Here is a 24,907-nt window from a genome sequence, read left to right on the forward strand (position 1 = left end):
GTGCGTTCCGGTCGCTACGAAACCTGTGCGACGGCCCACGCGGCGCGGTCGCGAACCGTCGGTGCCGGGTCCTCGCTCGCGAGTTCCTCGAGACGGGATTCGGCCGCGTCGACGCGACCGTACCCCAGCGCGAGGCAGGCGTTTGCCCGGACACGCGGGTGATCGTCCGCGAGCGACTCGAGGAGCCGTCCGCGGACCGGTTCGATCGCGGGCTCGCTTTCTGCGGCGAGACGGGCGATCGCGTCCGCGGCGACGGCTCGGGTATCCGGATCGTCGCGCGCCAGGGCCGCGCCGAGTTCGTCACAGACCGATTCGACGGCGGCGGGATCGCAGCGGGCCGCGTCGCCGAGACAGTCGATCGCGGCGTGGCGTAGGGCCGTCTCGTCACGATCGACGAGCGCAGCCGCCCGGGCGACGAACTCGAGTGAAGGTGGCGTCGCACCGGAGCGCGCCAGTCGCCCGAGCGCCCGAAGCGCCGGGAGCCCGTACTCGTCCGGGGCTGACGCCAACGCGTCGGTGAGAACCGGGACGGCGGGTTCGATCGCCGTCGGTTCCTCCCTCGAGACGTGTTCTAACGCCAGTATCCCCTGCCGATCGTAGCCGCATCGCTCCTCAAGTACGTCGGCGATCTCTGCGGCGTGATCGGCCACGACGTCCGGCCGCTCGGCGGCGACGGCGGCGATGCATCGAAGCAGTTCTGCCGTGGCGGGCTGGTCGGCTCGTTCGACGGCGACGCCGAGGATAGCCCCGGTCGACGGCGCGACATCTGTTGGCACTTCGGCCGCCAGATCGGCGAGACAGGCGGCCACCTCGTCGTGAAAATCGATTTCGGGCCGCTCGAGCAGCGCTCGGAGCTTCGGGACCGTCGGCGCGTACGCGGCGGTCCGCCCCCGGTCGTCGATCGCGGTCCGAATTCGTTGGACCGCGGTTCGTTGTGTAGTCGGTTCCTCGGCCTCGAGTCGCGTCAGGATCGCTGGCAGATCGACTCCGGTGGCCCCCCGGCCCCGGGGCTCGACGGCCTCGCCCCCGTCCCCAGTCATCGTCTCCTGCATTGGAGATGGAGTATATAATCGTTCTGGCCGAATGACCCCGAACAACCGGTCGTTCGCGCCGAATGTCGCCGAAACCGAACCAGTTCGGGCCCGGAGGCGAGGAACAGTAGCCGAGTTGCCTTACGCCAGCCACTCGTCGGGCTTGGTGTCGTAGTCGACGTCGTCGGCCGCGAGGTGTTCGACCTCTTCCCACGGCACGTCCTCGGTCGTCATCGTCTCGCCGTTGTACCGGATCAGCTTCCCCTGCTCTTCGGCTTCGGGCTCGCGGTTGCGGCGCTTGGCGACCTCGATGTCGTGCTCGTCGACCTCCTTGACGATCGTCAGGAGGTTCACCGGCCGTCCCCACAGCTCGAAGATGCGTTTGAGGGTTTCCTTCGCTTGCCCCAGATCGAGCATGACGCCGTTGTACTGGTGGCCCAACAGCAGTTCGTTGGCGTTGTTGTAGTTCCCGTCGTAGACCGCGATCGTCGGCTTCCCGAAGTTGGTGAACTGCAAGAGCAGTTTCTTCTTGACGTCCTCGGCCGCGTCGCTGGCGACGTGGAACTGCCCTGTCGCCTGCGAGTGCTCGTAGGTGAAGTAGTTGTTCTCCGTGATGAACTCCTGGGTCAGGAACTCGTCTAAGAAGGTCACGTCGTTGTGGCTCTCCCGCACGTCGAATAGCCGGTCCCAGCCGGCCGAGAAGTCGACGTTCTCGAGTGCTTCCTCGACCGACGAATAGCGGGCGTCGTCGAACAGGTAGCGGCCGATCCGCTCGAGTTCGTTCTGGTTAACCCGCGCGAGGAAGCCGCGGTGCTGGCGCTTGACCAGCGAGTAGTGCCGGCGAGCCAGCCCCTCCTCGGTCAGCACCTTCCACGGGTATTTCGACACGTCGATCTTGCCCTCACGGGCCCGCTCGAGGGCCTCTTGGTCGACCCACTCGTCGGGAACGTCCTCGAGCTGATCGAGCGTCTCCGGAGTGATTGTCTCGATCGCCGTCGGCGGCTCGAGGGTCTCGAGGACGTCCTCGAAGTCGACGACATCGGTGAGGTTGCGCCACGAGACGCCCTCGACGCGCAGGAGGTGCTCGAGCACGTCGCGGCGGTTGGTCGTGTTCTCGACGTACTCCCAGAGTTCCATGCCGAGGCTGTAGGGGTTCAGGCCGCCGGAGGCCAGCACCTTCGCCATGTGGTCGGCGTAGTTGAGGAACTCGTCGTCGCCGGCGAAGGCCTCGTCGGTCATCATCGTCGATTCCCAGTAGGCCGCCCACCCCTCGTTCATCACCTTCGTCATCTTCTGGGCGGCGAAGTAGTAGGCCTCGGCCCGCATCATATCGAGGATGTCGCGTTGCCACTCCTCCATCTCGACGCCCCGATCCGCCTCGTCGTCGTACTGCTTGCCGTGTTCCCGGACGAACGCCAGCACGTCCTTCTGGGGCTGTTCGGGGAAGCTCCCCGTGATGTCCTCGTCCTCGAGTTTCTCGACCCACTCCTCGTTGAACACTTCGCCCTTGATCTCGTCGGAGAGCTCGAGTTCCTCGAGCTTCTCTGCGAGGTCCTCGTCGATCTCCGCGGCGGGCCCGTCGACATCGAGCCGGCGGCTGAACACCTGATGCTGGTCGATGTTGTCCTCCAGGGTGAGGCAGTGGTCGATCCACTTCTCGACCGCCGCACGGTCGATATCGGGATCGGACATGTACTCGTCGATGGCCCGCGCGTGGCGCTCGAGCATGGCCGCCGCGTTGACCTGATCCTCGTCGGCGCGCCCGCTCGTGAACATGCCGAACCAGTCGTTGTTCGCGAAGAAGTCCGAGTGGGCCTCGACGTGGGTGATGACCGCCTTCTGGTCGGCCACCGTGTTCGACTCCTGTAAGAACGCGTGGGCTGGGTTGTCGTTGTTGACGATCTCGAAGGCCTTTCCGCCGCCGTACTGGCCCTGCTTTTGCTGCTTGTCGTACTGCATGCCCCACCGCCAGTGGGGGTAGCGGCTCTGGAATCCCCCGTAGGCGATGAGTTCGTTCATCTCGTCGTAGTCGATGATCCAGTACTTGACCGGGTAGGGCTCGAGGCCGAGCTTTTCCGCGAGGTTCCGGGCCTCTTCGACCGGTTCCTCGAGGTCGCTGGCGATCGCCTGTTTGCGGAATCGGTCCGCGTTCGAATTTGATTTACTCATCGGTCTCACTCTCCGTCGAGAGGATATCGTAGATCGCGTCGGTCACGTCGTCCTCGCCGTTGACGTAGGCCACCGCGACGTCCTCGGCGTCGGTGCCGAAGTGGCGCTCGAGTTCCTCGGCGTGGGTGGCGTTGATCGCGTTGCCGCTGGGTTGGGTCTCCACGTAGGCGTGGAGGTTCGCCGGGATCTGTTCCATCATCGGAATCACGCGCTCCTCGGTGTCGTTCGAGGAGTTCTCGGAGTCGCCCGCGGCGAAGACGTAGCGGTTCCAGTCGGTCCACGGGTACTCCTCTAACAGTTCGTTCGCGAGTTCGTACGCGCTCGAGATCTTGGTGCCGCCGCCGCTGCGGATGCCGAAGAACTCGTCGCGGTCGACCTCCCACGCGTCGGCGTCGTGGGCGATGTAGACGAACTCGGCGTTGTCGTACTTGCCCTGCAGGTACCAGTCCAGCGGCGTGAAGGTCCGTTCGACGAGTTCGCGTTTCTTCTCGCGCATCGAGCCGGAGACATCGCGGATGTTGACGACGACGACGTTCTTCTCTTTCTCCTCGATGATCTCGGGGTGGCGGTAGCGCTCGTCCTCGCGGCGGAAGGGGACGTGTTTGACCCCCTCGCGGCGGATCTTCTGCTGGACGCTCTCGCGCTCGACGTTGTCCTCGACCTCCTCGATGGAGTCCCATTTCCCGCGTTCCTCGTCCGGAACGTCGTCGTAGGCCTCCTGGATCCAGGCCATCGACACCGGGAGGCTCTCGCCGCGGGCCCACTCGAAGACCTCTCGGGGCTCGATTCCTTCGACCTTGCAGAGTTCCTTCAGGAACTCCTCGTCGAAGTCCATCGCGAGCTTGCGCTTGAGCCCCTCCTTGAACATCCGCTCGAAGTCGAGGGTGCTGTTGGGGCCGCTTCGCGTGAGGTCGGTGAACGGGCCTTCCTTTTCCTCGACGACCTTCTTGCCCTTCGGGTCGAGGTCGAGCCCGAGCTCTTCGTCGAGTTCCTCGGCGAACTCCTCGGGGTCCATCTCGTAGTACTCGTGCTCGCCGCCCTCCTCGCCGGGCTCGCCGTCCTCGCCGTCGTCGTCGCCCGGCTGGGGCTGGGGTTGGCCCACCGGCTGGCCGGCGTCGGGGGTGCCGTCCTCGCCCTGGCCGACCCCGCCCTGATCGCGCTGGTCGTACTCGAACTCCGGCAGCGAGACGATCTTGACCGGGATGTTGATCTCGCCCGGCCGGCTCTGTCCGAGGTCGCCGTATTGGATGAAGTCGGCGAGGTCCTCGCGGCGCTCTTCGCCCACCTCTCGGAATCGCTCGAGGTCGTCTCTCAGTCCCATCTGTAGCTCACCTGTCCCATGACGTGTCGGCTGGTCAGTTCGGCCGACGCCTTCGAGTAGCCGAAGAGGTCGACCATCGTGTCGATCGTGTTTTCTTTGACCGCGGCCGTCTCGGTCCCGCTCGGCGGGTCGCTCCACTGGCGCGGGTCGAAGTCCTCGAAGGTCCGCTCGACGTCGTCCCAGTCGTGGCTCTCGAGGACGGTCTTGATCACCGGAATCGCGGTGAGGTCGACATCCTCGACCGAGAAGTCCTCGTCGCGGTGCTCCCAGGCGTGGCGGTTTAGCGACGTGATGACCTTCTCGCGCCGGAAGTTCCGCACGCTTTCGCGGGGGCGGTTCCCGTCGTACTCGGCCTCTGAGAACCGACCTAGATGCTCGATCTCGAACAGCTTCATCGTCAGCGGGTCGGGTTCGACGCGCTCGCCGCGGTCGTTGTACAGCGGCTCGTCGGTCTCCCACGCGTAGACGTGTTCGACGTACTCGGCGACGGTCTCCTCGTCGACGCGTTTGTCGTGCATGATGGCCTCGATGACGTCTGACTCCTGTTGGTCGTAGATGTAGTTCTTCACCGGAACGACGCGGTTCTCGAACTCGGAGCGCTCGCCCGTCGAGAAGACCGGCGCGTCGATTAGCCCCTCGACCATGGCGTTTAACACGTCCCGGGGCATGACGATGTCCTCGACCGACAGGTCGGCGTGGTGGCGGTCCCGATCGGTCTGGAGGAGTTCCGCGAGCCGGTCCCGCGTGTACGTGACCGGGATCCCGTGATCGCCGTCGTTGCCGTCGTCGTCGAAGTCGAACTCGTCCTTTTCCCGGCGGCTGTCGCCCTCCTGTAAGAAGCCCTGATCGTAGATCAGCGCCTTGTCGACGAGGTCCAGCCCGTTCGGGAGGTTCTCCTCGTCCAGTCGCGTGACGACCGCGTACAGCGCGGCCGCCTCGATGGCGTGTGGGGCGAACTCCTGGACCCGCGTCTCGCCGTCGCGATCCTTGACCGTCACCCGCACCGGCGCGCGGATCCGGTCGGCGAGTTCGTCGTAGCTCTCGGCCTCCCAGACGTTGGTCTCGTTGGTCAGTTCGCGCCGGATCAACTCCGTCTCGAGGCTCAGATTCGTCAGGTAGCCAAAGCGGTGCTTATCGAGCCGCCGTTTGAGCGCCTTCAGCGGGTCCATCCCGTTCCGATCCGAGTGCTGGTTGAGCTGGGCCTCGAGGTCGGGATTCGAGATGATCAGCAGCTGGGAGTCGACGTCCATCCCGATCCCCTTGTCCAACTTCACGGACTGCTCGTCGGGGACGTTCAGCAGCTTCTGGAGCAGGTCGGCGTGTTGGGCCGCGTCCTCGACGATCGTGAGGACGCCGTTGCCCTGCGAGAGGACGCCGTCGTAGCTAAACGCCTGCGGGTTCTTGCGCCCGCGGGAATCCAATTCCTGCAGCATGCCGTGCATCCACGACCCGACGAGTCGCTCCTTGGGCGGCCCGTCGTCCTCGGAGTGGAGGACGCCGACGCCCTGTCCCGTGTCGACGACGTAGTTTTTCACGCGGAGATGGCTCTCGTCGGTGATCGCCGAGAACAGCGCGTCTTCGCCCTCGCGTCGGTAGCGCTCCTCGAGGAAGTCGTAGGCCTCCCGCGAGAACGGGTCGAGTTGAGCGTCGACCTGAATCGGCACGTGATCGTCGAGTTCCCCGTTGAGTTGCTCGAGCAGGTCCTCGCGGACGTCCTCGGGGAACACCGACAGCGGGTGGGCTTGGACCGGGCTTTCGTACCAGTTCTGGTCTTCGGACGCGCCCGCGGTGTCGCTGCCGTAGCTCAACCCGCGGTCGCTGCCCTCGGCGGTCGAAATGTTCCACTCGACCGTGTAGCGCCGTCCCTCGGGCGTTTTCGAGTACTCGCGCAGCCCGTTGACCAGACAGCGCTTGAGTTCCGATTTGCCCGTCGCCGTGGGGCCCTCGAACCAGATGATCTTCTCGTCTTTGGCCCGGCCCGCGGCGATCGACCGCAGGTCGTCGACGAACCCGTTCAGCACCTCAGTGTTGCCGAGGATCGCGTGTTCGCCGTCGTTGTGCGGATCGTCGAAGAAGCGGTAGCGCTCCTTCTCTTCGCCCTCCTCGACCACGGTTCGGGTGCCCGCGGCCTCGATGGCCTCGAGCAGGTACTTCGACGCGTGGGAGGCGATCTGCGGGTTCTCGAAGATCCGATCGACATAGGCGGCGAGGGTCATCGGCTCCTCGTAGGTCTCCTCGAGGGCGCGATCCGCCTCGGAGACGTAGTCGTGTCCGGTCATGCTAGTCTTCCATCTCGGCCTTGGCGACCTCCGCGCCGGCGAACTCGAGCACCTCCTTTGCTCCGCCCTCGGAGTACCCCTGTTCGATCAGCGCGTCGATCCACGCCGAGCGCTCGTCGTCGTCGAAGTCGTTCGCCGACACCAGCGCCGAGAAGTTGATGTTGTGTTTCTTGTCCTCCCAGAGTTTGCGCTCTAAGGCACGGCGCAGGCGCTCGTTGTCCTGCGGGTTGAACGCCTCGCCCTCGCGGGCGCGCCGGGAGACCCAGTTCGAGACCTCTTGCCGGAAGTCCTCCTTGCGGTCCTCGGGGATGTCGAGTTTCTCCTCGACGGAGCGCAGGAACGTCTCGTCGGGCTCCTGCTCGCGGCCCGTCAACTCGTCTTCGATGGTGTCGTCGTCGATGTAGGCCATCACGTGGTCCATGTACTTCTCGCCCTGGCGCTGGATCTCGTCGATGTCGTAGGCCAGCGCGTGGCGGACGTCCTCGATGGCCCGCTCCTTGTACTCCTCGCGGACCGTCTCGAGGTAGCGGTAGTACTTCTCGAAGTTGTCTTCCGGAATCGAGCCGTGATGCTCGAGGTTCTCCTCGAAGAAGTTGAACACCGTCAGCGGCGAGAGGAACCCGCGCTGGCGGTGTTTCGAGTCCATGATGGCCTCGGCGATCTCGTCGCCGATGAACCGCGGCGAGACCCCGACCATCCCCTCGCCGATTTCGGCCTTCTGTTCGGCCTCTTCGCGGAGTTTCTTGATGTCGAGGTCGTCGCCCTCGTCGATCTCGCCGTTGTAGGCCTTGGCCTTCGAGAGCAGCCCGACGGTCTCGGTGTCGGGTTCCTCGATCCGGGTGAGGACGCCGAAGAGCCCCGCCATCTCGAGGGTGTGTGGCTCGACGTTGATGTCCGGCACGTCGGCGTTGGACAACATCTTCTCGTAGATGCTGGCCTCGTCCTCGTAGCTGAGGACGTAGGGGAAGTCGATCCGCTTGGTGCGGTCGTTAAAGGCCTCCATCTTCTCGTCGCCCTTCTTGTCCTTGTACTCGGGCATGTTCGTCCGACCCACGATCACCTGATCGATGTCGATCCGGGGGTTGTTCTTTGGCTTGATCGTCTGCTCTTGGGTCGCGTGCAGGAAGTCATAGAGGAACTCCCGCTGGAGTTTCAGCAGTTCCTCGCCGGAGAAGATGCCGCGGTTGGCGTTACAGAACGCGCCGGAGTAGTCGAATGCTCGCGGGTCGCTCTCGCCGTAGATGGCGATCTTGGAGTAGTTGACGTCGCCGGTCAGCTCCGTCTCGTCCTGGTTCTTCTTGTCCTTGGGCTCGAAGGTCTCGAGGCCCTGGCGCTTGTTCTCGTCGGCGACGAAGCGGACGATCTCGACGTGGTTCTCGAGGACCTGCTGGAGGTCGTCGTCGTAGTACGCCAGCAGCCTGTCCATGTAGAACTCGCTTTCGGGGTCGAGCGCCTGCTCGTTTTGGATCGTGTACGGCGCGTCCAGGTTCTCGTTCAAGTCGTCGATGACCCGCTGGCGCTGCTCCAAGGGGAGGAGCACGATCGGATCCTGATTCATCGGGGACCGGACGGTGTCGTCGGCCGGGTCCTGGTCCTGAATCACGTCACAGAGGTTGGTCCACCGGAAGGTGTACATCCGGCCGTCGTCCCGGAGCGTGTAGTCCTCGAAATACTTGCGGACCTGCTTGTCGAAGTGGGACTTCCCGGAGCCGACCGGTCCGAGGAGGAGCTTGATCCGGCGTTCCGGACCCAGCCGTCGGGCACCCGACTTGACCTTGTTGACGAACTCGTGGATCGACTGGTGAATCACCTTCCCGTAGAAGGTGTTCTCGCCGTCGCCCAACGGATCCTCGCTCGCGAGTTGGTACTCGACCATGCCTTCGGTCTCGTCGTAGGTGGTGCCGTAGTAGTCGAACATGTCCGCGACGCGCTGGTGGGCGTTGCGGGCCACCTTCGGGTCCTCGTAGACCTCCTCTAGGTACCAGTCGAAGGACTTGGTTTCCCGCAGGTCTGCGGGCATCGATTCCTTGTAATCCGTACTGAGCTGCTCGAGTGTTTCGATGTCACCGGTCATGGTATCATGGGGTTCCCCCGTCTGCAGTGCGGTCCGCGCGAGTGCGGAGCGTGAGCGGCCGTCGTTCGACCAGCCGCGTCTCGTGGCCGAACCGTCGGAATCCGTCGCCTCGCGTCACCCGACGTGAACGCGTCGTACTCGTCGAACTCCTCGAAGGGCGCTCGGGGAGCGTGACCCTGTTGTGGGCGGCGTCGATGTGCCGTGTCATATGTCATCTCGTACCACTTAACGTTGCGCGATGCCACGTCAGGGCTCGGCAACGATGCGCCGGGGACGGGCGCGGAGTGGATCGGTCCGGCAAACGGATACCGATAGTATTTAATGAGTGAGTAATCCAGCTACTTAGCCTTAGCCCCAAAAGGTATTTATCAGAACTTTATTTCAGGAAAATACTGCCAGAACTCTGTGTTGATGTTCGGTATCACACCCCACATTCGGGAGTTTGTGGCATAAGTTCCCGGCCTGCAACGGCCACGTGAGCTCGCGCGCGCTGGTTGCATGATAGCACGACACATCAATTACCGCTCGGAGCGCACCCGCCGATATGAGCACGACGGATCGATCCGGCCGAGCGGGGTCGACCCGCTGTGACAGCGCCGACCCACGACCGGCAGCGCTGACGACGGGGATTTAGGGCGGGCGGTCCTACCGGCGGCCATGTCGGACTCGGAAGCGGAAGACGGGGTTGACCGCTCGCGGCTGCCGGACGGCTGGACCGTCTGGAGCCGCGGCGAGGACGGCCGGCTCGTGCTCGCGTACCGACCGGACGTCTTCAACGCCGAGGACTTTCCCGCGCCGTGTCTGCCGACGCTGTATCTCACTCACGGCAAACGGACCCGCCGCCCCGGCGTCAACCCCGCCGACACCGCCGACTCCGCGGACTGGTTCGTCACGCTCTATCTCGAGCCGGACGTCTCGCTGAACGAGACGCTGCGATTCCCGACTCGAGACGCGGCCCTCGAACGGACCGTCGACCTCGCGAGGGAGTTCGACGCGGGCGAGATCGACTACCGGGGGCTGTATCAGGTACCTCGAGAGACGTACTTCGAACGGCTCGACGAACTCACTGGCGAGGAGAGCGACGACTGATCGCTCGATCTACGGCCCGTAGATGGTTCGTGGCGCGTTTCGCGCTCGCGTGCCCGGGACGTGAGCCTTAACCGCCAGTGGCGACTACCGTTTCTCATGTCGACCGTTACGCTCATCGGCTCTCAGCTGGCCGAGCCGGGAACCGAGTTCGTCTACGAGGGCGAAGCCGACGCCTGTGCCGGCTGTCCCTACCGCAGTCAGTGTCTGAATCTCTCTACCGGCACGAAGTATCGCGTCACCTCCATTCGCGAAAACGCCCAGACGCTCGAGTGTGCCATGCACGACGGCGGGGTCCGCGCCGTCGAGGTCGAACCCGCCCCGACGCGGGCCAACATCACCTCGAAGGGGGCTTTCGCCGGCAGCAAGACGAGTCTGCCGGGCCCCTGCCCGTACGTCGAGTGTCCGAGCCACGAGTACTGCGAACCCGACGGCGTCGAATTCGACGAGGAGTACCGGATCTCGGAAATCGTCGGCGAGCCGCCACACGAGGTCTGTCACCTCGATCGCTCGCTCGAGTTGGTCGAACTCGAGACCGAAAGCTAACGGGAACGGGCACGCTCTCCGTTCGATCGCTCCGGCACGGTCGCTGGTCCAATGATTCTTGTTCTGCAGTAAGAAACTCGTTCGATCGATTCCCGGCAGTTCACCGAGCGGTATGGCCGTCGCTCAGGCCTCGAGCGCGCTGTCCTCGAGCCACGACCCGGCCCAGCACTCGATCTCGCTGAAGACCGGCTCGAGGGACTCGCCCTTGTCGGTGAGGCTGTAATAGGTCGCGACGGGCGCGTCTTCCTCGATGCGGCGGCGGACAAAACCCATCTCGCCGAGGTCGTCGAGCACGCGCGAGAGGGTGCGCGCGTTCGCGCCGGTCGAGCGCTTGAGTTCGTTAAAGCGCTGCTCGCCGTCGAGCAGTTCGTGAAGCACTGCCAGTCGCCACTGGGAGCCGATCTGCTCGAGGGAGGCGATGACCGGGCAGGCGTCGTCGAGTTGCTCGCGGGATTGCGTTTGCGGGGATGACATCGATGGGTTCTGCCAGCGACTACGTCGCGAACTGCTTTAGTAGTTCGGATACGAACCGGCTAACATTGTGTTAGTAGGTTGCGGGAGTACAGTTGTGACGCCACCGCCTGGAGAACAGCGACCGGAGGTGCGTCGATGACGGACGACGGGTCGACGGCCGGCGGCGAGACCGACGCCCTCGAGATCGACGTCGACGAGCGCGACGGCTCGCTCTACCGAATCCTCTCGAGTGCGGTCGTCCCGCGGCCGATCGCGTGGGTGAGCACGAAAAGCAAGGACGGCGTCGACAACCTCGCGCCGTACAGTTTCTTCACTGTCGCCTCGGTCGACCCGCCGGTCTTGCTGTTCGCGCCGGTCGACGGTGCCGAGGGGCTCAAGGACACGCCGCGGAACGCCCGCGACACCGGCGAGTTCGTCGTCAACCTCGTGACCGAGGACCTCGCCGCGGCGATGAACGAGACCAGCGCCACGCTGCCGGCGGGCGAGAGCGAGTTCGATCACGCCGCCCTCGAGCGGGCCGACTCGACCGCGGTCGAGCCGCCGCGGGTCGCCGGGGCGAACGTCGCCTTCGAGTGTAGCCTCCGCGAGCTGGTCGATGTCGGCGGCTCGACGCTCGTCCTCGGCGAGGTCCGCCACGTCCACCTCGCGGAGTCGGTCACGACTGACGGAAAAATAGATATCGACGAGATCGACGCCGTCGGCCGGCTCGCGGGGAGTCTGTACGCGCGCACGGACGATCGGTTCTCGCTCGAGCGGCCCCCATAGCTGATCTCGGGCCCGGGGCCGGGTCGACCCTTACTGTTCGCCGCTGCCCTCGAGCAGCGCCTCGAGGTTCGCCAGCGCTCGCAGACAGACGGGGACGTACCCCGCGCCGTGTAGGGGCAGTTCGAAGGCGATCCGACAGCGATCCGCCCCGAGGTCGTCGACCCGGTGGCCGGCGGCGGGGAGTCCGGTCACGCGCCAGGTCCAGCGGCGGACCGTACACGAGGCGACCCGAAACGGCAGCCACGCACCGGGGACGCGAATTCGACCGGTCGTATCGGGTCGAATCCGTCGGTCGGTCGCCTCGACGCCAGTGACGAGCGGCGACCACTCCGGCCACTGTGTCGTATCGACGAGGGCGTCCCACGCGTCGGCGGCGGCGACGGCCAGGACGTGCGAGACCTCGAGCCGACGCCCGTCCGGCGTCCGCGCGGTCCGGATCTGCGTCATCGATCGGACCTACGGAGCCCACGACAATGGGGGTTTCCACGATGTGGCCGACTGCCGTCCGTTCCGGACAGTCACCGGCCGCTAGACTTTACTGGAGCGGCTCCCTCCGTCGGCCTATCCAATGGCCATACTCGAGGTACATGACCTCCGGAAGGAGTACGGCGGCTTCACGGCGGTCGAGGGCAGCTCCTTCGAGATCGAGCGCGGCGAGGTCTTCGGCGTGGTCGGCCCCAACGGCGCGGGCAAGACGACGACGCTGAAGATGCTGGCCGGGCTGATCGAGCCCACCGGCGGCACCGCCGTCGTCGCCGGCCACACCCCTGGCGAGCCAGCGATGCAGCGCCGCCTGGGCTTCCTTCCCGAGGAGTCCCCGCTGTACGAGGAGATGACCGCGATCGACTACCTCGAGTTCTTCGCCGACCTCTACGACGTGCCCGCGGACGTGGCCCGCGAGCGGATTCACGACTCGCTGGAGCGACTGGACCTCGAGCACCGCGACCGGCGGATCGGCAACATGTCGAAGGGGATGCAGCGGAAGGTCGCGATCGCGCGGGCGCTGGTCAACGACCCCGACGTGTTGATCTTTGACGAGCCGGCGTCGGGACTGGACCCGCTGACGACCAACTACATCATCGAGTTCACCCGCGAACTGAGCGAGGACGGCAAGACGATCGTCTTCAGCGCGCACAACCTCTTCCACGTCGAGAGTATCTGCGACCGGATCGTCATCATGAACGACGGCCGGATCGTTGCCCGCGGCACGTTAGAGGAGATCCGGGACGCCCACGGCGGCACCGAGTACCACGTCTACGCGACCGACGACGGCAGCGCCGGCCTCGACGGAACGGCGGGGCCGCTCGAGGTCACCCGCGAGAACGGACAGGTCCGCCACGTCGTCGCCGACATGGCCGCCGTCGACGCGGTCCGGGACGCCGTCGAAGCGGCCGGCGGCCGCGTGACCGACATCCAGACCGAGACGCCGAGCCTCGAGGAGATCTTCCTCGAGGTCGCGAGCGAGCCAGCGGAGGAGTCCGAGGCGTGAGCGACGGTCGCCTCCGCGGAATCGTCGCGCGACTTCGGCTGTTCGGCCGCCACCTTCGCGGCGTCGCCACACGCACGGCCCGAATTGCCCGCTGGGAAGTCTCCCGGAGCGTCGGCACCGTCGATCGGAAGACGGCGCTGGTCCTCGTTGTGATGGCGCTCGCGATCAGCACCACCGGGTTCACGGCCGCCGGCGACGGCCTCGGGCTCGAGCGGGAGATCTACGTCGTCGGCGTCGACGAGGACAGCCGCTATCACGACGTTGCAGTCGACAGCGAGCAGTTCCGGCCGGTGTCGCTTTCGGAGATCGAAGCCGAGAGCGGCGGCGATGCGAACGCCGACAGCGTGACGATTCGCGGCGACGCGTCCGTGGATGTCGTGGTGACTCGAGACGGCCGGATCGGCCACACCGGCGACAACGGCGAAGCCGCCTACGATACCTTTCGCGGCGCTGTCGAGGAGTACAACGCGAAGCTGATGGACGCGGAGGACGATCAGTCGGCCGCGTATCCGGTGCTTGTCTCGCTGGAGTACCAGCAACGCGATCTCGCCGGCTCGAGCGAGTCCGGAGCGAACGATGGGGGCGAGACCGACGGCAGTGAAACCGGGACCGAGGACGGAACCGGCGGCGGCGGTGACGGAGCCGGCGGAGGTGCGGACAGAAGCGGCGGAGACGAACCCGCGACCGGCGGGGGGACGGACGGGACCGGCGGCGGCGACGGCCCCCTGCAGGTTCCGAACGTCGGCGACGGATCGACGGCGTCGACCGCGCCGGGCACGCCCGGGTCGATTGCGCCGCCGTTTCCCTTCCAGTCGCTCGTGCTCGCGTTCCTGTTCGTCGTCCCGATGAACTTCGTGATTCAGGCCTACGGGAGCACGATCATGGACGAGCGGGTCAAGCGGCGGGGCGAACTGCTGTTGGTCTCGCCGGTCTCTCGCTATGAGATCGTCGCGGGGAAGACGCTGCCCTACCTGCTCGGACTGATCGGTATCGTCGTCGCCATCACGATCGCGATCCGGGGCGGGCCGATCGCCGTCGCCGCGGCGCTGCCGATCGCGCTGCTGTTCTTGGCGGCGACGTTCGCCGGCGCGATGCTCGCCCGCTCGTTCAAGGAACTGACCTTCGTCACGGTCACGATCAGCGTCGTGCTGACGACGTACACGTTTATCCCGGCGATCTTCACCGACGTGCACTCGATCGCGCTGATCTCGCCGCTGACGCTGGTCGTGACCGACCTCCAAGACGGGTCGATCCGACTGGGTGAGTACCTCTTCTCGACCGGGCCGTTCTACCTGTGTGCGGCCGTGCTCTTCCTGCTGGGGATCGGCGTCTACCGCGAGGAGGACATGTTCGCCCAGAAGCCGATCCCGACGAAGGTCGTCGACGCGATCGCGAGTCGCATCCGCGGCCGGCGGAGCGTCTTCGTCCTTTCGATCCTCTTCATCCCGTTCGTCTTCGCGGGCCAACTCCTCGCCGTCGCCCTGCTGTTTGCCCTGCCGGAGTCGTTCGCGGTGCCGGTCATCATCGTCGTCGCCGCCGCCCTCGAGGAAGTCGCGAAGAGCGTCCACGTCTACGCCGGCTTCGCTCGCTCGCGGTTCGATGCCACGCTTCGGACCGCCGCCGTCCTCGGCGCGCTCTCTGGAACCGGCTTCTTCGTCGGCGAGAAGGTCACTCACGTCGTCCAGTTCGTCGGCTTGCCCGATCTGTCGGTCGGCGCGGCCGCCTTCGGGCCGGCCGTCTCGAGCGACCCGCTGATACTCGTCGCGGTCTTTCTCGCGCCGCTTGCCTTGCACGTCGCGACCGCCGTCTGTTCGGCAGTCGGCGCGAGCCGCGGCCGAACGGGCTACGCGGCCGGCTTCCTCGCCGCGACGCTCGTTCATGCGGCCTACAATCTGGGGGTGATCCTCCTTGTCGCGTGATCGCGACCGCGGTCATGGTCGAGGTCGCGAGCAGACGTCGGACTCGAGCCCTCGTCGACGAGGCCCGAACCCGCCGGCTCGAGCCGACGGCGGCACCGAGTCGGGATCGACGTGGGGGGCCCGCTGGGCGGTCGCTCGCCGGGAACTGCGCTCGCTGCGCTCGGAGAAGACCATCGTGCTGGCGCTGGCGATTCAGCTGTTCATCGCGGCCTTCTCCTCGTTTCTGGTCGTCGGGCTCGTATCGCTGTACGACCCGGGATCGGTCGACGGCTACCAGACGGACGTGGCTGTCACCGGCGACGACACCCTCCTCTCGGTCGCGAACCAGCGCGACGGCGTCAGCGCCCAGCGGTACGACGACCGCGCGGCCGCCTACGAGGCGTTCGAGACCGGTGCGGTGTCGGCCGTCCTCGACGCGAACCGGAACGACGACGGCCGGCTCAGTGTCAGAGTTACGGCACCCGAGGAGGGGTTACAGACCACCCTGCTCGTCGTCCAGCTCCGAGACACCTTAGAGCACGTCGAACGCGTCGAACGCCAGCAAAACGCCGCCTCTGGGCGGCTCGAGCAATCGCCGGTGCCGGTCCCGTCCGAGGTTCAGGCCAGTCCCTACGCCGGCTTCACCTACACCATCCTGCTGCCGCTGCTGTGTTTCCTGCCGGTGTTCATCAGCGGCTCGATCGTCGTCGATTCGCTGATCGAGGAGCGCCAGCGGGGGACCCTCGAGTTACTCCGGGTCGCGCCGCTCTCGCTTGCGGACGTGATCGACGCGAAGTTGCTGGCGATCGCGGCGCTGGCTCCGCTGCAGGCGATCGCATGGCTCTTCCTGCTGACGGCAAACGGCACGTCGATCGCGGGTCCCGCGGCCTTGGTCGTGCTGGTGGCCGCACTCTCCCTGCTCGTCGTCAGCGTCGGGGTCGCGATCGCGCTGTGGGCACCGGATCGTCGACAGTCACAGTTGCTCTACTCAGTGGCCACCGTCGGCGCGCTGGTCGTCGCGACGATCCTGCCCGAGCATCCCGCAAACACCGTCGCGAAGTTCGCGATCGGAAATCCGACGGGGACGACGTGGGCGTTGCTCGCCGGCTACTGCCTGCTCGCGATCGGCGCGTTCGTCGCGCTCAGGCGGTGGCTCGGCCGGCTCGAGCCGGATTCGTTGTAGGTTCTCACCCAGCGGTTGGAACGGCCGTCTCGAGTCAGCTAGACCGATCGCGGGCCTGTCACGGGTGGCGGTTCGACACGATAGATCCTAAACGCTTAGTTCCTTTAGGGCCGCGTACCTGTTAATGAGCAACCCCGATCGACCCGAACAGGGTCGAACGGACCGGGACCCTCCCGGTCACGAGCGAGCGGAAGCCGCGAAACCCGATCAGGAACAAGTCCGCGAGGCGGTCGAGCGATCCAGAAGCGGTGCGCCGGCGGTCGGTGCCGTCGTTCGCGATCGATTTTCCTCGGACGAAATCTTCCAGCGGATCGTCGCCGCGGCCGACGAGGAGGTCACCTCCGGAGCCCGCGAACTGTTCTTCAGCGGTCTCGCGGCCGGGTTCGCGATCACGATCACGTTCCTGCTGTATGCCACGCTGACGGCCTCGACCGACGGCCACCCGATCCTGAGCAAGCTGTTGTATCCGCTCGGGTTCATCTACATCATCATCGGCGGCTACCAGCTCTACACCGAGAACACGCTCCCGCCGGTCGCGCTGACCCTGGAGCGGCTCGCCAGCGTCCCCGCGTTGCTTCGCCACTGGACGATCGTCCTCGCGGGCAACTTCGCTGGCGGCGCGCTCGGCGCACTCGCGCTCTCCTACGGCGGCGTCTTCGACGACGACTCGGCGGCCGCGGCGATGGACCTCGCGCGACACGGCGTCGAGACGCCGTGGTGGACGCTGTTCTCGAAGGCGGCCTTCGCGGGCCTGATCGTCGCCGGCGTCGTCTGGATCGTCTACGCCTCCCGCGACACCATCTCGCGGCTGGTCGTCGTCTACATGGCATTCCTCGCGATCCCGCTCGGGGACCTGTTCCACGTCGTCGTCTCCTTTACCGAGATGCTGTACATGGTCTTCGCCGGCGAACTGGCCGTTGTCGTCGGCATGACCGAATTCGTTCTCCCGGTCCTGCTTGGCAACACCATCGGCGGGATCGTCCTCGTGACCGTCGTCAACTACTTCCAGACCAGCGAACACCGCCTCGAGTCTGCCCGTTTCGAAGGGGCCGACCGGCAGCTCTCGGTTCGGGAGTGGCTGCTCGGCAGCTACGCGGGTCGGTCGTACGTGCCGCTGATCGATACCGCCGAGAGCCACGGGAACGGCAACGACGACTACCGCGTGCTCGTGCCGATCTCGAACCCGCGGACCGAGTCGACGATCGTCGACCTCGCCTGTACGCTGGCAAGCGACCACGAGAACGCGACCGTCCACGCCGTCCACATCGTCCAGATGCCGGGTCGGGCGTCGATGCGCTACGGCGCGGGACAGACTGAACGGATCGTCTCCGAGTCCGAGGACCGCATGGAGACCGTCCGCCAGCGCGCGGCCTCCTACGACATCGAGTTCGAGACGTCGACGGTCGTCTCCCACCGCTCGTTCGAGGACGTCTTCGACACCGCGGAGCGAGAGCGTGCCGACCTCGTGGTGCTCGGGTGGGGCGACGACCGGCCGTGGGGCGAGGGTCGTGCCGAAGGGCGGCTGAACGAACTGACCAGCAACCTCCCCTGTGACTTCCTCATCCTCAAGGACCGGGAGCTGGACACCGACCGGATTCTGCTCCCGACCGCCGGCGGCCCGGACTCGGACTTGAGCGCCGAAGTCGCGCGCACGCTCCAGGACCAGTCGGACGCCGAGATCACGCTGCAACACGTCGTCGCCAGCCCCGACGACCGGGAGCGTGGCGAGGAGTTCCTCGCCGAGTGGGCCGCCGAACGCGGCCTCTCGGATGCAGAAATCATCGTCGACGACAGCGGTAACGTCGAGCGGGCGATCTGCGAGCAAGCCCACGATCACTCGCTGATCCTCATCGGCGCGACCGAAGAGGGGGTCATCTCGCGGCTGATGAGCGACTCGCTGCACATGGACGTCATCAATCAGGTCGACAGCTCGGTCCTGCTCGCCGAACGCCCGAGCGACCGCAACGTGATCGAACGGCTGTTCGGCCACTGGTAACGGCGACCGTACGATTCCCGTCGAGCGCCGCTCCAAACGGGCTCGAGGCGGCGCGGTAGCGATTGCCGGCCCACGTACTGTTTTCCCGCCGTTTCGCGTAGGACCGGTATGGAGTACACGACCCTGGGTTCGACCGGGATGGAAGTCAGCCGGCTCTGTCTGGGCTGTATGAGCTTCGGCTCGAGCGACTGGCGCGAGTGGGTCTTAGAGGACGAGGAGAGCGAGGCGATCATCGACCGCGCGATCGACCTCGGGATCAACTTCTTCGATACTGCGAACCTGTACTCGAAGGGCGAGTCCGAACGGATTCTGGGCGAGGCGCTCGAGGGGCACCGCGAGGAGTCGGTCGTCGCGACGAAGGGCTACTTCCGGATGCGCGAGGACGACCCGAACTCGGGCGGGCTCTCCCGCAAAGCGATCGAACAGGAACTCGCGGCGAGCCGCGAGCGACTGGGGATGGACACCATCGACCTCTACCAGATCCACCGCTGGGATGACGACACGCCCATCGAGACGACGCTGCGGGCGCTCGACGATGCCGTCCGACGGGGGCACGTCCGATACATCGGCGGCTCCTCGATGTGGGCCCACCAGTTCGCCGAGTCGCTGCACGCGAGCGACAGGCTCGGCCTCGAGCGGTTCGTCACGATGCAGAACCACTACAACCTCGTCTATCGCGAGGAAGAGCGAGAGATGTTACCACTCTGTGACCGGGAAGACGTCGGCGTCCTCCCGTGGTCGCCGCTGGCTCGAGGCTATCTCACGCGCCCGCACGAGGACATCGACGCGACGACCCGCGGCGAGACTGAAGAGCACATGTACGACCACCCCTACCGCGAGGGCGGCGGCCGCGAGATTAACGAGCGCGTCGCCGAGATCGCCGCCGAGAAGGGCGCGACGATGGCCCAGATCTCGCTCGCGTGGTTGCTCCACAAGGACTGGGTCGACGCACCCATCGTCGGCACGACCAGCGTCGAACACCTCGAGCAGGCCGTCGAAGCCCTCGAGATCGAGTTATCCGAATCGGATATGGCGTACCTCGAGGAACCGTACGAGCCGGTGCCGGTGTCGGGCCACCAGTGAGCGAGGCCCGAGCGACAGACGCGAGGCTGAGCCCTCACCTCGAGCGAGGAGGGTCGACGCCAGGGTTGCGAACGTCGCGGGGTTCGGTCGAAAAAGAATGGTCGATCGCCGAGCGACCGCGGGAGCTCGACGCACCGAGCGATCGGCCGTCGGTCGCGATCAGTTAATTCCCGCCGTTAGTGGCGTCGGATCGCCACCAGTCGTCGTTCTCGAGGATCGACTGCGCGACCTCGTCGCTGATCGGATTCGCGTTGACCGTGGCGAGCTGCGGGTTGTCGCTGAACGGCGTCCACTCCCGGTTCATCTCGAAGACCTGCGGTCTGTCGTCTCCCTCTTCAGGTTCAGGAATGTACCCGAGGTCCGCGTTGTACTGGCCGAGGTTGGTGTCCTCTGAGATGAACAGCGGCACGATCTCGCCGGTGTTGAGCCACCGGATGTAGTAGGTGTTGTAATCCGTGAACCAACTATCCTGTACGTCGCCGTAGTTGGGACTCCACTCGACGACACCGGAGACGATGGCGAACCGCGCCTCGGGGTGGAAGTTGTTGGCGAAGATGAGCGCGCCCCACGCCTCGTCGGGACTGTCGATGATACCGCCGTCCTGTGCGGTCGCCGTGCCCGCACCGCCCCCGACGAGCGCCATCCCGGCCGTCGCCGCAGCGCTCTGTTTCATGAACTTTCGTCGCGTCGACTCCTCGTTGTCCGTCGTCGGAAGTGACTCGCGATCCATAGTGACCCTCCACTGCCAGTTGAGACGCTGGTCGCCCAATAAGGACAGAGATAGTTTCGGCGAACAGTCGACTGTAGCCAATTTTCGACTCGAACAGGTTCGGATTGGGGAGGCGAAGTATCGGACTGAGGCGAGTAATCCGCTGTTAGGACCGTCACGCATATCCGATCACAGCCGCGGCGGTGTCGGTCAGAAACAGCCCGAAACGAAACGGTCGCGGTCTCTCAACAGGAAGTCACGTTGAGACGCCCGCTCGAGCCCGGTCACGGAAGCGCTTCGGTGGCCTCGAGGAGGTCGGCTTCGGTCTCCCACCGATAGAGCCGGTCGTCTCCCTCGAGCAGATCGAAGACGCCGTCCTCCATCCAGCCGTAGGGGTGGTCCGCCTCGGCGTCGGGGTAGGTCCGCTTGAGCACGTGGGTCTTTGCGAAGTACTCCTCGGTGCCCGCGAGCAGCCCCTGCTCGACCAGGAAGCCGCTCGGGTCCCGCTCGGCGACGCCGACGACGTGGCTCACGAGGTCCGCGAGCAGGCGGAACTTCTGGATTCCGTTCACCCACTCGCCGTGCACGTCGACCATTCGGAAGGCGTAGGGTCCGGACGGCGGTTCAGCCGGTCGGCGACGAGGTTCAGCCGGCGGATCGGCTCGCTGTCGTAGTTCCCGAGGACGAACGCCAGCAGGGCTATCCGTGGAAGTTCTACCGCCTGACCGACGAGGGCCGCGAGTTCCTCGCGAACCACAATTTGCTCGCGGCCGAGGAAACGCTGCGACGGATCTACGAGACGATTTCCGATAAACCCGATAAAATGATCCGATACGAGAACCCCCCTCGTCCCGATCTCGAGTGAGTCCCCGGCGCGTCACTCTCACAGCGATGATCGGTGATCGGCCGTCTCGTCTCGAGGCGGTTCCGGTTCAGTCCGGGCTCGAGTCGCCATCGTTCGCGCCGACGGTGAGTACCGGCACGTCCGCGTGCCTGACGGTTCGTTCGGTCGTACTCCCGAGGAGATAGCGCTCGAGTCCGGTCCGACCGTGGGTCCCCATCGCGATCAATTCGATGTCGTTCTCGTCGGCGTACTCGAGGAGGCCGGTGGACGGGATTCCCTCTCGAACGGCGGTAACGGCGTCGACATCGGCGTCTCGCGCTCGCGTCGCGACCGCGTCGGTCATCGCTTCGCCCTCGGATTCGAACGCGTCGAGGACGTCTCGCGGCGCGGCGACGTGCGGGCTGGCCGCGACGTTGTTGACGTTGACGATGTTGACCGCATGCACGCGTGCGTTCGCTTGCTTTGCGATCACGAGCCCGTGCTCGACCGCGACGGCTGCGGCGTCGCTACCGTCGGTCGGCAGGAGGATCTCGTCGTAGTTCTCGATCGGCTCGTCGCGGTCGGTCGCCCGCGTGGTCAACACCGGAACGGGCGACTCGCGGACGACGCGTTCGGTGACGCTGCCCGCGACGTAGCGGTTCACGCCCGTTCGGCCGTGGGTCCCCATCGCGATCAACTCGATACCGTGCTCGTCGGCGTACTCGAGGATCTCCTCGGGCGGGTATCCTCTGCGGATCTCTGCGCGGATGTCGTCCGCCTCGGTCGCCATCGCTTCGATTCGCTCGATCGCCGCCGCGCCGTCTTCCTCGAGGCGGGCGACGAACTCTTCGTCGACGCCGCCGGCGTTGAAGAGCCCGCCCGCGGCGGCCACGTCGACGACGTTGAGGAGATGGACTGGTGCGTCGAACCAGCGGGAAATCGCCAGCGCGTGTTCGGCGGCCCGAACCGCGTGCTCGCTGCCGTCCGTCGGGACGAGGATAGCGTTGTACATCGTCGACACCGTGTTTCCGTTCGGTTGCCCGGTCCTTAATCCACCCCGCAATTCCTGTGGATCGGGAACACGTCGCTCGGCGAGCAGTGGAGCAGATCCAATCGGTCGGCACACCGCCGTGGCTACCAGAACTCGAGTGCGAGGGTGACGAGGAGCCCGCCGTGCCAGACGACGACCGCGGCCGCGTACCGCGGGTCGGTCGCCGGGACCGGCGGGTGGCGGACGACCGCCTCCCACAGGAACACCGTCGCCAGCAGCGCGCCGCCGAGGAGCCCATATCGGGGGGTGATCGCGGTGTAGAGCCCCGCGACAGCGCCGAGCAGCAGCGACGCGAGCATGCCGGCGAGCAGTCGGTCGTAGTAGTCCATCCCTATCCGATAGTACGTAATCTCGCAGGAAAAATCGTCAGCCGATTCCGACGCGGCCGGAGTCGGGGCCCGGGTCTAAGTTCCGTCAGCTCGAACGTGAGACGCGAGCAGCGGGGTTCGTCGAAACCGATCGGCGGGTCGTCTAGGACAGTCGTGCGGCGATGTCGGCTTCGGTGATGATACCGACGGTCTCGCCGGCTTCGGTGATCATCACGGCCTTGTAGTGCTCGAGGAGGTTACTGATCTCGTCCAGCGTGGCGTCTTTCGAGACGGTCGGGAAGCTCTCGCTCATGTGTTCCTCGATGGGTTCGTCGCGGTCCTGGGAGTCGAGGTGGACGAGGTCGGTCTGGCTGATCGAGCCGACGGGAATGCCGTCCTGAATGACGGCGAGCTGAGAGTAGGCTTCCTCCTCCATCTTCTTGGCGGCGTCGCTGACGGGATCGTCGGGACCGACGCTGACGACGGCTTCATTCATTAGGTCCTCGGCACGGATCACGTCGCTCTCGGCCTTTTCCAAGGCGTTGACGATCCGGCGAAGCGTCGAGAGACGCGGGTCCACGTCGCCGCCCTCGATCCGGGCGATCAGCGGCTGGGAGACGTCGGCGGTGTCCGCGAGTTCGCTCTGCGTGAGCCCGAGTTCGGTGCGGCGCTGTCGGAGATCCGCGGGCGTCGGGAGTTCCATACGAATGGATAACCACGGGTTATAGAAAGTACTTTGGGTTGATTTCGACTTCCGTCACGGATCGATGAATTGGGCGATCGAGTCGTACTCGAGTGCCGTCGCTGGGTCCCCGTGGCGTTCCGGTACTGAAACGGAACAAGCGTCGGTTCGGTGACGACAGCGCGGCCCTACTCGTCGTCTTCTTCGGTCTCGACCATGTCGACGACCGACAGCGGCACGTCGCGCAGTGCCCCGCCGACCTCGCTCTTTGCGATTCGCGAGGCGTGTTCCTCGCTGTCGGCGTTGAAGACCTCCATCTCGAGCGCGAGTCCGACGAGCGCGGTATCGGCCGCGATAAACGCGGAGTCGAAGGGTTCGCCGCAGGCGGGACAGCCCGTCGCACCGACCTCGACTTCGACGTAGTCCATGTCTTCGCTGTTGAGTCGCTTTCCGGCTTCGCTGACGGCGACGCCGATCGCGTCGTCGATCGCGTCGACGTCACGAACGAGCCATGCCGCTTCCATCGCGACGAGATAGTTTCCCATATGGGGTGGTTGGGCCGAGGGGTTTCCTGCTTTGCGGTTCGGCCGCGCCATTGCTCCCAGCGGAGGCTGCGGCTCAGGGTGCGCACGTGAACCGGATAATTCTCATACGTTACGAGAAACACCCCCATCGATTGCCACCGACATACCCGTACATCGACTCGAGTACGCCTCCAGTTGTTCCCGTGGCAACCAGAGTTTAATCGCAAGCGGGCGGCGACCCGATAGCGGCGTGACGATCATTACATATTCAATCTTTCAAGAAGGCTTATATATACCCTCCGTCTGGGCATCGATGAACGCTGATGATATCCCGCGCGTACCACGCGACCCTGTTCGCACTGTACCAACTCTGTATCGTGGTCGGCATCGTCGCGATGCCGGTCGCGATGGCCGCCCGTCAGGCCGGTCTCAACTTCCCGGTCCACCGCGTCCTCGCAAACATCGAAACGGCCTACGAATCCACACAGCAGTAACACGGCACTGACCGACGGCGACTGATCGCTAACTGGTTTTCCCGTCCGCTGATCGACGACCTGCAGGACCGGGAACCGCGGCCGACTCGGCGCTCGAGCCGAGACCGATCTCGACCGAGGGAAGCGGAAACCGCAGTGGTGACCGCCGGTGTTTTATACCGTCCCGGTCGTACGGTACGATCAATGCGTACGCCCACACACGACTCCGATTTCTCTCGGACGGTCGACCAGTTGGCCGACGATCCGAACCCCTACGAGCCGGAGGTCGGATCGATGCCCCAGAACGACCTCACACAGGCCGATCTGGACAACGTCAACAAGACCGGGACGACGACGATCGGCATTTCCACTGCCGACGGCGTCATCATCGCGACGGACATGCGCGCCAGCCTCGGCGGCCGCTTCGTCTCGAACAAGAACGTCCAGAAGGTCGAGCAGATCCACCCGACGGCCGCGCTGACCCTCGTCGGCTCGGTCGGCGGTGCCCAGTCGTTCATCTCCACGCTCCGCGCCGAGGTCAACCTCTACGAGGCTCGACGCGGCGAAGGAATGAGCATCGACGCACTGGCGACGCTGGCCGGTAACTTCGCCCGCGGCGGCCCGTTCTTCGCCATCCACCCGATTCTGGGCGGCGTCGACGAGGAAGGGAGCCACGTCTACAGCATCGACCCCGCTGGCGGCGTCATGGAAGACGACTACACCGTCACCGGGAGCGGGATGCAACTCGCCTACGGGCACTTAGAGCAGGCCTACGAACCGGACATGTCCAACGAGGAAGCGAAGACGGTCGCCGCCCGCGGCATCAAGTCCGCCGTCGAGCGCGACACCGGCTCGGGCAACGGCGTCTTCCTCGCGGAGATCACCGACGAGGGCGTCGACATCCACGGCCACCACGACTTCGACGAAGTCCTTTAAATCGGCC

Annotated in this window: 22 protein-coding genes and 2 pseudogenes; 11 read left to right on the top strand and 13 right to left on the bottom strand. The window is 65.5% G+C overall.

Features of this window, described 5'->3' with window-relative positions; translation table 11 throughout:
• Positions 1 to 14: 14 nt before the first annotated feature.
• The 5 genes from C489_RS04130 to C489_RS04150 all read right to left on the bottom strand — a co-directional run bounded on the left by C489_RS04130 (position 15) and on the right by C489_RS04150 (position 8,874).
• Positions 15 to 1,040, bottom strand: coding sequence for a HEAT repeat domain-containing protein (locus C489_RS04130; RefSeq protein ID WP_049890595.1), 1,026 nt, complete (start codon positions 1,038 to 1,040; stop codon positions 15 to 17).
• A gap of 132 nt (positions 1,041 to 1,172) precedes the next feature.
• Complete coding sequence (locus C489_RS04135; RefSeq protein WP_006429886.1) at positions 1,173 to 3,200, bottom strand: SpoVR family protein; 2,028 nt, start codon at positions 3,198 to 3,200, stop codon at positions 1,173 to 1,175.
• On the bottom strand, positions 3,193 to 4,521 hold the full coding sequence (locus C489_RS04140) for a YeaH/YhbH family protein (RefSeq protein ID WP_006429887.1): 1,329 nt from the start codon (positions 4,519 to 4,521) through the stop codon (positions 3,193 to 3,195). Before C489_RS04140 ends, C489_RS04135 begins: the two co-directional genes overlap by 8 nt.
• Complete coding sequence (locus tag C489_RS04145) at positions 4,512 to 6,800, bottom strand: PrkA family serine protein kinase (protein ID WP_006429888.1); 2,289 nt, start codon at positions 6,798 to 6,800, stop codon at positions 4,512 to 4,514. Before C489_RS04145 ends, C489_RS04140 begins: the two co-directional genes overlap by 10 nt.
• Position 6,801: 1 nt before the next feature.
• Positions 6,802 to 8,874, bottom strand: a complete 2,073-nt coding sequence (locus C489_RS04150; RefSeq protein ID WP_006429889.1) for a PrkA family serine protein kinase — start codon at positions 8,872 to 8,874, stop codon at positions 6,802 to 6,804.
• Positions 8,875 to 9,531: 657 nt separating this feature from the next.
• Between C489_RS04150 and C489_RS04155 the strand changes: the two genes are divergently transcribed.
• A complete protein-coding gene (locus C489_RS04155) occupies positions 9,532 to 9,963 on the top strand; it encodes a DUF5820 family protein (protein WP_006429890.1) in 432 nt (143 codons plus the stop codon).
• A gap of 96 nt (positions 9,964 to 10,059) precedes the next feature.
• Entirely contained in the window at positions 10,060 to 10,506 is a 447-nt protein-coding gene (locus C489_RS04160; RefSeq protein WP_006429891.1) for a UPF0179 family protein, read from the top strand.
• A gap of 123 nt (positions 10,507 to 10,629) precedes the next feature.
• Here C489_RS04160 and C489_RS04165 read toward each other — a convergent pair whose 3' ends face one another.
• Positions 10,630 to 10,980: a winged helix-turn-helix transcriptional regulator gene (locus C489_RS04165; protein ID WP_006429892.1), complete on the bottom strand. Its 351-nt coding sequence runs from the start codon at positions 10,978 to 10,980 to the stop codon at positions 10,630 to 10,632.
• A gap of 135 nt (positions 10,981 to 11,115) precedes the next feature.
• Between C489_RS04165 and C489_RS04170 the strand changes: the two genes are divergently transcribed.
• Positions 11,116 to 11,745, top strand: a complete 630-nt coding sequence (locus C489_RS04170; protein ID WP_006429893.1) for a flavin reductase family protein — start codon at positions 11,116 to 11,118, stop codon at positions 11,743 to 11,745.
• A gap of 30 nt (positions 11,746 to 11,775) precedes the next feature.
• On the opposite strand, the gene C489_RS04175 is transcribed toward C489_RS04170, so the two are convergent.
• Entirely contained in the window at positions 11,776 to 12,192 is a 417-nt protein-coding gene (locus C489_RS04175; protein ID WP_006429894.1) for an SRPBCC family protein, read from the bottom strand.
• Positions 12,193 to 12,313: 121 nt separating this feature from the next.
• On the opposite strand from C489_RS04175, the gene C489_RS04180 reads away from it, so the two are divergent.
• The 5 genes from C489_RS04180 to C489_RS04200 all read left to right on the top strand — a co-directional run bounded on the left by C489_RS04180 (position 12,314) and on the right by C489_RS04200 (position 19,394).
• On the top strand, positions 12,314 to 13,234 hold the full coding sequence (locus C489_RS04180) for an ABC transporter ATP-binding protein (protein WP_006429895.1): 921 nt from the start codon (positions 12,314 to 12,316) through the stop codon (positions 13,232 to 13,234).
• Complete coding sequence (locus C489_RS04185) at positions 13,231 to 15,153, top strand: ABC transporter permease (protein ID WP_006429896.1); 1,923 nt, start codon at positions 13,231 to 13,233, stop codon at positions 15,151 to 15,153. Before C489_RS04180 ends, C489_RS04185 begins: the two co-directional genes overlap by 4 nt.
• A complete protein-coding gene (locus tag C489_RS04190) occupies positions 15,143 to 16,315 on the top strand; it encodes an ABC transporter permease (RefSeq protein WP_049890587.1) in 1,173 nt (390 codons plus the stop codon). Before C489_RS04185 ends, C489_RS04190 begins: the two co-directional genes overlap by 11 nt.
• A gap of 124 nt (positions 16,316 to 16,439) precedes the next feature.
• Positions 16,440 to 18,311, top strand: coding sequence for a formate/nitrite transporter family protein (locus C489_RS04195; protein ID WP_006429898.1), 1,872 nt, complete (start codon positions 16,440 to 16,442; stop codon positions 18,309 to 18,311).
• Positions 18,312 to 18,419: 108 nt separating this feature from the next.
• A complete protein-coding gene (locus C489_RS04200; RefSeq protein ID WP_006429899.1) occupies positions 18,420 to 19,394 on the top strand; it encodes an aldo/keto reductase in 975 nt (324 codons plus the stop codon).
• A gap of 163 nt (positions 19,395 to 19,557) precedes the next feature.
• On the opposite strand, the gene C489_RS04205 is transcribed toward C489_RS04200, so the two are convergent.
• Both C489_RS04205 and C489_RS04210 read right to left on the bottom strand, forming a co-directional pair.
• The gene (locus tag C489_RS04205; protein ID WP_006429900.1) at positions 19,558 to 20,124 is read right to left on the bottom strand and encodes a twin-arginine translocation signal domain-containing protein; all 567 of its coding nucleotides are present in this window, start codon (positions 20,122 to 20,124) and stop codon (positions 19,558 to 19,560) included.
• Between the two features lie 263 nt (positions 20,125 to 20,387).
• Positions 20,388 to 20,791, bottom strand: a pseudogene (locus tag C489_RS04210) (hypothetical protein); the annotation flags it as partial.
• Between C489_RS04210 and C489_RS22530 the strand changes: the two are divergent.
• Positions 20,786 to 20,968, top strand: a pseudogene (locus tag C489_RS22530) (PadR family transcriptional regulator); the annotation flags it as partial. The pseudogenes C489_RS04210 and C489_RS22530 sit on opposite strands and share 6 nt — an antisense overlap.
• 67 nt (positions 20,969 to 21,035) lie before the next feature.
• Here the strand turns inward: C489_RS22530 and C489_RS04220 are convergent.
• The 4 genes from C489_RS04220 to C489_RS04235 form a co-directional block, all read right to left on the bottom strand.
• A complete protein-coding gene (locus C489_RS04220; protein ID WP_049890589.1) occupies positions 21,036 to 21,938 on the bottom strand; it encodes a universal stress protein in 903 nt (300 codons plus the stop codon).
• 122 nt (positions 21,939 to 22,060) lie between these two features.
• Positions 22,061 to 22,306, bottom strand: a complete 246-nt coding sequence (locus C489_RS04225; RefSeq protein WP_006429903.1) for a hypothetical protein — start codon at positions 22,304 to 22,306, stop codon at positions 22,061 to 22,063.
• A 142-nt stretch (positions 22,307 to 22,448) separates the two neighbouring features.
• Complete coding sequence (locus C489_RS04230; protein WP_006429904.1) at positions 22,449 to 22,988, bottom strand: CBS domain-containing protein; 540 nt, start codon at positions 22,986 to 22,988, stop codon at positions 22,449 to 22,451.
• 167 nt (positions 22,989 to 23,155) lie between these two features.
• A complete protein-coding gene (locus C489_RS04235) occupies positions 23,156 to 23,512 on the bottom strand; it encodes a DUF555 domain-containing protein (protein ID WP_006429905.1) in 357 nt (118 codons plus the stop codon).
• Between the two features lie 302 nt (positions 23,513 to 23,814).
• On the opposite strand from C489_RS04235, the gene C489_RS22085 reads away from it, so the two are divergent.
• Together C489_RS22085 and psmB are read left to right on the top strand one after the other, a co-directional pair.
• A complete protein-coding gene (locus C489_RS22085; protein WP_006429907.1) occupies positions 23,815 to 23,985 on the top strand; it encodes a hypothetical protein in 171 nt (56 codons plus the stop codon).
• Positions 23,986 to 24,168: 183 nt separating this feature from the next.
• A complete protein-coding gene (gene psmB, locus C489_RS04240; RefSeq protein ID WP_006429909.1) occupies positions 24,169 to 24,900 on the top strand; it encodes an archaeal proteasome endopeptidase complex subunit beta in 732 nt (243 codons plus the stop codon).
• Positions 24,901 to 24,907 lie beyond the last annotated feature (7 nt).

This window comes from Natrinema versiforme JCM 10478 (assembly GCF_000337195.1).
Taxonomy (GTDB): domain Archaea; phylum Halobacteriota; class Halobacteria; order Halobacteriales; family Natrialbaceae; genus Natrinema; species Natrinema versiforme.

What these genes read in the sequence shown, in the direction of transcription:
- C489_RS04130 (WP_049890595.1), bottom strand. Translation starts at nt 1,040, where the DNA reads ATGACTGGGGACGGGGGCGAGGCCGTCGAGCCCCGGGGCCGGGGGGCC.
- C489_RS04135 (WP_006429886.1), bottom strand. Translation starts at nt 3,200, where the DNA reads ATGAGTAAATCAAATTCGAACGCGGACCGATTCCGCAAACAGGCGATC.
- C489_RS04140 (WP_006429887.1), bottom strand. Translation starts at nt 4,521, where the DNA reads ATGGGACTGAGAGACGACCTCGAGCGATTCCGAGAGGTGGGCGAAGAG.
- C489_RS04145 (WP_006429888.1), bottom strand. Translation starts at nt 6,800, where the DNA reads ATGACCGGACACGACTACGTCTCCGAGGCGGATCGCGCCCTCGAGGAG.
- C489_RS04150 (WP_006429889.1), bottom strand. Translation starts at nt 8,874, where the DNA reads ATGACCGGTGACATCGAAACACTCGAGCAGCTCAGTACGGATTACAAG.
- C489_RS04155 (WP_006429890.1), top strand. Translation starts at nt 9,532, where the DNA reads ATGTCGGACTCGGAAGCGGAAGACGGGGTTGACCGCTCGCGGCTGCCG.
- C489_RS04160 (WP_006429891.1), top strand. Translation starts at nt 10,060, where the DNA reads ATGTCGACCGTTACGCTCATCGGCTCTCAGCTGGCCGAGCCGGGAACC.
- C489_RS04165 (WP_006429892.1), bottom strand. Translation starts at nt 10,980, where the DNA reads ATGTCATCCCCGCAAACGCAATCCCGCGAGCAACTCGACGACGCCTGC.
- C489_RS04170 (WP_006429893.1), top strand. Translation starts at nt 11,116, where the DNA reads ATGACGGACGACGGGTCGACGGCCGGCGGCGAGACCGACGCCCTCGAG.
- C489_RS04175 (WP_006429894.1), bottom strand. Translation starts at nt 12,192, where the DNA reads ATGACGCAGATCCGGACCGCGCGGACGCCGGACGGGCGTCGGCTCGAG.
- C489_RS04180 (WP_006429895.1), top strand. Translation starts at nt 12,314, where the DNA reads ATGGCCATACTCGAGGTACATGACCTCCGGAAGGAGTACGGCGGCTTC.
- C489_RS04195 (WP_006429898.1), top strand. Translation starts at nt 16,440, where the DNA reads ATGAGCAACCCCGATCGACCCGAACAGGGTCGAACGGACCGGGACCCT.
- C489_RS04200 (WP_006429899.1), top strand. Translation starts at nt 18,420, where the DNA reads ATGGAGTACACGACCCTGGGTTCGACCGGGATGGAAGTCAGCCGGCTC.
- C489_RS04205 (WP_006429900.1), bottom strand. Translation starts at nt 20,124, where the DNA reads ATGGATCGCGAGTCACTTCCGACGACGGACAACGAGGAGTCGACGCGA.
- C489_RS04220 (WP_049890589.1), bottom strand. Translation starts at nt 21,938, where the DNA reads ATGTACAACGCTATCCTCGTCCCGACGGACGGCAGCGAGCACGCGGTT.
- C489_RS04225 (WP_006429903.1), bottom strand. Translation starts at nt 22,306, where the DNA reads ATGGACTACTACGACCGACTGCTCGCCGGCATGCTCGCGTCGCTGCTG.
- C489_RS04230 (WP_006429904.1), bottom strand. Translation starts at nt 22,988, where the DNA reads ATGGAACTCCCGACGCCCGCGGATCTCCGACAGCGCCGCACCGAACTC.
- C489_RS04235 (WP_006429905.1), bottom strand. Translation starts at nt 23,512, where the DNA reads ATGGGAAACTATCTCGTCGCGATGGAAGCGGCATGGCTCGTTCGTGAC.
- C489_RS22085 (WP_006429907.1), top strand. Translation starts at nt 23,815, where the DNA reads ATGATATCCCGCGCGTACCACGCGACCCTGTTCGCACTGTACCAACTC.
- psmB (WP_006429909.1), top strand. Translation starts at nt 24,169, where the DNA reads ATGCGTACGCCCACACACGACTCCGATTTCTCTCGGACGGTCGACCAG.